Origin of the sequence: Candidatus Rickettsia tasmaniensis, from assembly GCF_036857515.1 — a bacterium.
GTDB lineage: Bacteria > Pseudomonadota > Alphaproteobacteria > Rickettsiales > Rickettsiaceae > Rickettsia > Rickettsia rickettsii.
On record NZ_JAQCNX010000048.1, the window covers coordinates 1 to 4,307 of the forward strand.

Below are 4,307 nucleotides of genomic sequence, written 5' to 3' on the forward strand. Positions count from 1 at the left end.
ATTATTTATGAGAGGGTGAAGAGATTAGTAAAATTTGATAGAAATATATGTAAAATTGAAAAATATATTGAAGCAGTACAATATCTTTTAATTAATTCCGATGCCACGACTATTATTATTATTGAACTCGCTATAATGCTAGCACAATATAATAAAAATATTGATAAAACGCTTAGAGCAAATTTTGTTTCGGAATTTATATTATCTTCAGACATTCCTTTTAGTCATAGACAGCGTCTTATGCTAGGTATTGCCCTTACGGTTACTTATACTGCTAAAACTGACATGCAGATTAATAAAATAGCTAAGAAAATGATTAGTAGAAGTGATTATTACAACAGTCATATAATCGGTTATTATATAAAAATTGCTAGAGAAATTGATGGGCCGGAATTTCAAGAGCCTTCTTTTTCGATTAAATTAAAAGACGATAAATTTTTACAAATTAATGCTTCAAATATCTTGCCTAAACAAGTCTTTGAAAAGGTTTGTGAACGTTTAAAAGATATAAGTTCTGCTAGAAAAAATATTAGGTATAATTTTAGTGATTAGGTTTTTTTTGTTATAGTGCCGGATAGTTTTCGAAAAGCCAGTGATGTCATACCTGCGAAAGCAGGGATCCAGGCTAAAAAAATCTTGATTGCAAAGATTTTTTTTATTATATTGTTTCACTTTTAAAGTAAAAGCTTTAAAATACTGGATTCCTGCTTTCGCAGGTATGACATAAAAAGCGCCACGCAACAATAGCTAAATTAATTACGCTCTATCAAATGAGTCACAATTATATTCCTTTGTATATCCTATAATCGTAGATTCCATTTTAGGAACTATGTGTTCCTCCCAAAAATCTGCCAGCGGTTGAACTGCATTAATAATACGTGAATCTTCGATGGGATGCAATAAATTATCTATACTAATTTCTAGATACCTAACTATGAACTCTGCAGCTCTATCATCTGATTCTCTGTGTATAAGATCTCCAATTCTTTCTAAGTAGTAAACTTGCTCGTTAGTAAGATCTTTATCTTTTATTATTTGCGGTAGAATCTTGGTTAATATACATTGCAATTGAACTTTTTGATCAGTTGCAAATAATTCATAATAATCCTGTTCTTTTACACAAGGTAATTTTAGTAAATTAATAATTAAATTGGTCATAATATGGGCATGAGAATTAGTTTTTATAACTTCCTCTAATTCTCTTGTATCTGCTTTTTCCGGTCTATAATTATTAAAGTAAAATATGGGTAATATAGTCTCATTTTTTAAATATTTAATCAATTCTTTACTATCGTTATATTTACTACTAATTTCATTTCTTTCCTCTGGTGTTAATATTAAATTTGCCGTTAAATCAAGTATTGGTTTTGCCGCTCTACTATATTCATATGAACTATTAATTAAGCGCTTTAAGCTTTCAAAATTTTTAGGCAAAAATATTTTATCATCATTTTGATATGGTGCATTTTTTACGAAATCTGTTTTCAAAATTTGAAAACTATTATTTAGTGGGATACTTGCATTGTAAAAAATTTTCTCTATTGCATAATGTCCAAATTCATGTGCTATTATTGATTCTAAATTTAATTTTTCTGCGCCTATACATATTAGGTTATTGTCTCAATCGTAATGAGAAAATGATTTATTATCAAATATTATTTTTAGGCTATCTTGCACTTTAATATTAGCCGCTATATAGGCTAATAACTTATTTGTAGGTCCCCATTGCAAAAGCGTTGTATAGTTATGAAGAATTATATTGTCATTTAAATCGCTTACATTGTAAGTCCTTGTCATTAAAATAGTAATATCAGAGTTTTCGCTATAAATTACTTCTGCAATCGGTGATAATTTTTCTATTTTAAATTTTGCAATATTAAGTTCTTCAATATTTATCTCAATTTTATTATCTTCAATAAAGCTTTTAAACTCTTGAAAACTTAAATAACTAGCTAATTTTTTAATTCAAATCCTTCTATTTTAAGTTCACTAATTGCATTGTTATTTTGCTCCTCAATCGCTTTCTTCTTAAACTTAATCAACTCTTGCAACATGCTGTTTTGTGTATCTCTATATTGTATAGTATCAAAATTTATAAATGCTGCTACATCAAGCATAGATGTATCATCGATGTTATGTATATATCTATCGTATTCAGCAGAAGTAAAGTGGCTAGGGTTAGCATAAGAAATAATAAGTTTATATACTTCTAGATCAAATGACGTAATGGCATAATGTAACCCTAACAAATTATAGCTGTTCTTAGATGCTAAAATTGATTTTATTTCGTCATATTTTTTAGTTTTTATAAAATTTTTTATTAGCTTATTCAAAGCTGTTGTGGGTTATTGTGAATAATATTCAGATGGTAAAGACATGTTTTATATCCTATCAAGTTGCTATATTTCATGGTAATATGTTTTATAATAAATAGTATATCTTTCTATTTGTAAAGAAATAATTTTAATTACATTAACGAACATTAACATCTTATTAAGCTCTCTTAGTCTACCTCCCAAATCATTATATAATCCTGAAAACAACAAATATATTAGGATATATAATAAAAAATTATTAGAAAAAGTTTTGGAAGAATAGTACTACCAAATCACAAAATTTTATTGAACTAAACGACATTGCATATGGTAATTTAAAAAGAGTCAGAGTCGGCATAGAAGCTTATCAAGAAAATGTTATAATATATAGATGTATTAATTTAATTGCACAATCGGCGGGACATGTTCCGTGGAAAATGCTTAAAAGTAAAACCGGAGAAGTAATATTAGACCATCCGGTGCATTATTTACTAAAAAAACCGAATCCTAAAAAAGCCGGAGCGGATTTTGTTAGTGAGCTAATTGCAAGCAAATTATTATTCGGTAATAGTTATATTTTATCAGCTCTAGACTCGTACCCTAAGAGATTTATTTACTACCGGCTCTTGCTACGGAACTGGTTATAGAACATAACAATTTAGTTGCTTATTTTGATTTGCCCAAATTATTTTTCCGTTAACTCTTGCAGTACCGAAAATTAGCGGTATAGGTTCGCCGTAATTAGCTGTTACATATTTAAAACTTTCTTTGAAATTTTTAATATTGTCATATTCTATCGGTTCGTGATTTAGTTGATCTAAATACTCACCAAGCATTTTGCCGATAAATCTTCCCATGCTTGAAAATATGCCGCCGCCAAATGCATTTCCAACAGTACCGCCAAGCGAACTAAAAAAACTTCCAAACATATTTACCATATTATAATTTAATATGGATTGATATTAGCAGTATGATGTGGTAACACTAATATATGTCATTCCTGCGAAAGCGGGAATCGAGGAAAACATATAAAAAACAAGCTTTTATATGTTTATTTTGTCAAACATGTACCAATTATTAAGGTTATTTTTTCTGGATTCCCGCTTTTGCAGGAATGACATAGAAAATCACAGGGTGATATGCTGCCTTTAAAAAAATGGAAATCATAAATGTTTAAAAAATATATATTTATTATAATATTATTTATTGCTTCTATAGCTCGTGCAGAAATTATAGAAGTGGATAGTTTAAATAAAATAAAACAAGATTTTAAAGAAAATTATAATAAAAATTATGTACCTCAGGATTTATTAGTAGTAACAGTTTTAGATGAATTTTTGTTTAAGTCTTTAGTGCCTATCGTTGAACAGCTTGATAAAGACATTTATCTTACACTAACTCCTCTTTTACGTAATATTAATAAAAATTCAAAAGCTATTTATATAAATCAATTGATTTTAACTAATGATAGTTATAAGAAAGAATTACAAGAATCTGATTTTCCAAATTTTGTAAATGAAATGAGTAATAGTAAAATCCCCATAATAGCAGTAAATGATGGGTTTACCGGTAATTTTAATAATATTCCTAAATTTGAGATATGGTTTGCCGATTATTTAAAGAAAAATTTCGATATTGATTTTTCAAATAGTTTTCCAAACAATAATTATATTATTTTTAATAATTTAGACAGTTTTGCTAATACTTATCCGGTATTTTATAAGGGTATATTGACGAGTAATAATATATCGGAAGCGGAAATGATGCTCAATTTCCTTGTTCAAATGCATTTTATACCGAAATGCTTTATAATGATTAGTAGTAGCATAGAATTGCTCAGCTCAATGGAATTTCAACTTAGTAGTTATAGTTCTAATATATTATTTATTGGTTATCATTATAATAATAAAAATACTCCAAAAAATAAAGATGTTGCATATTATACTAAACTGATTAATGATTTAATATCTCAAATAAATAAGCTAAAAAGAA

4 protein-coding genes and 2 pseudogenes are annotated in these 4,307 nt (G+C 27.6%); 3 read left to right on the plus strand and 3 right to left on the minus strand.

The features are described from left to right. Positions 1-552 (plus strand): annotated as a pseudogene (locus tag O6R16_RS07660) (Ppx/GppA phosphatase family protein); the annotation flags it as partial. Positions 553-756: 204 nt separating this feature from the next. Here O6R16_RS07660 and O6R16_RS07665 read toward each other — a convergent pair. Then, entirely contained in the window at positions 757-1,488 is a 732-nt protein-coding gene (locus O6R16_RS07665; protein ID WP_499680674.1) for a hypothetical protein, read from the minus strand. A 464-nt stretch (positions 1,489-1,952) separates the two neighbouring features. Further along, on the minus strand, positions 1,953-2,333 hold the full coding sequence (locus O6R16_RS07670; RefSeq protein ID WP_499680675.1) for a hypothetical protein: 381 nt from the start codon (positions 2,331-2,333) through the stop codon (positions 1,953-1,955). Between the two features lie 287 nt (positions 2,334-2,620). Between O6R16_RS07670 and O6R16_RS07675 the strand changes: the two are divergent. Beyond that, positions 2,621-2,985 (plus strand): annotated as a pseudogene (locus O6R16_RS07675) (phage portal protein); the annotation flags it as partial. Here the strand turns inward: O6R16_RS07675 and O6R16_RS07680 are convergent. Further along, entirely contained in the window at positions 2,957-3,244 is a 288-nt protein-coding gene (locus tag O6R16_RS07680) for a host specificity protein (RefSeq protein ID WP_499680676.1), read from the minus strand. The pseudogene O6R16_RS07675 and the gene O6R16_RS07680 overlap by 29 nt on opposite strands. Before the next feature lie 240 nt (positions 3,245-3,484). Between O6R16_RS07680 and O6R16_RS07685 the strand changes: the two genes are divergently transcribed. After that, the coding region (locus O6R16_RS07685) for a DUF2608 domain-containing protein (protein WP_499680677.1) at positions 3,485-4,307 on the plus strand (823 nt) is incomplete at its 3' end.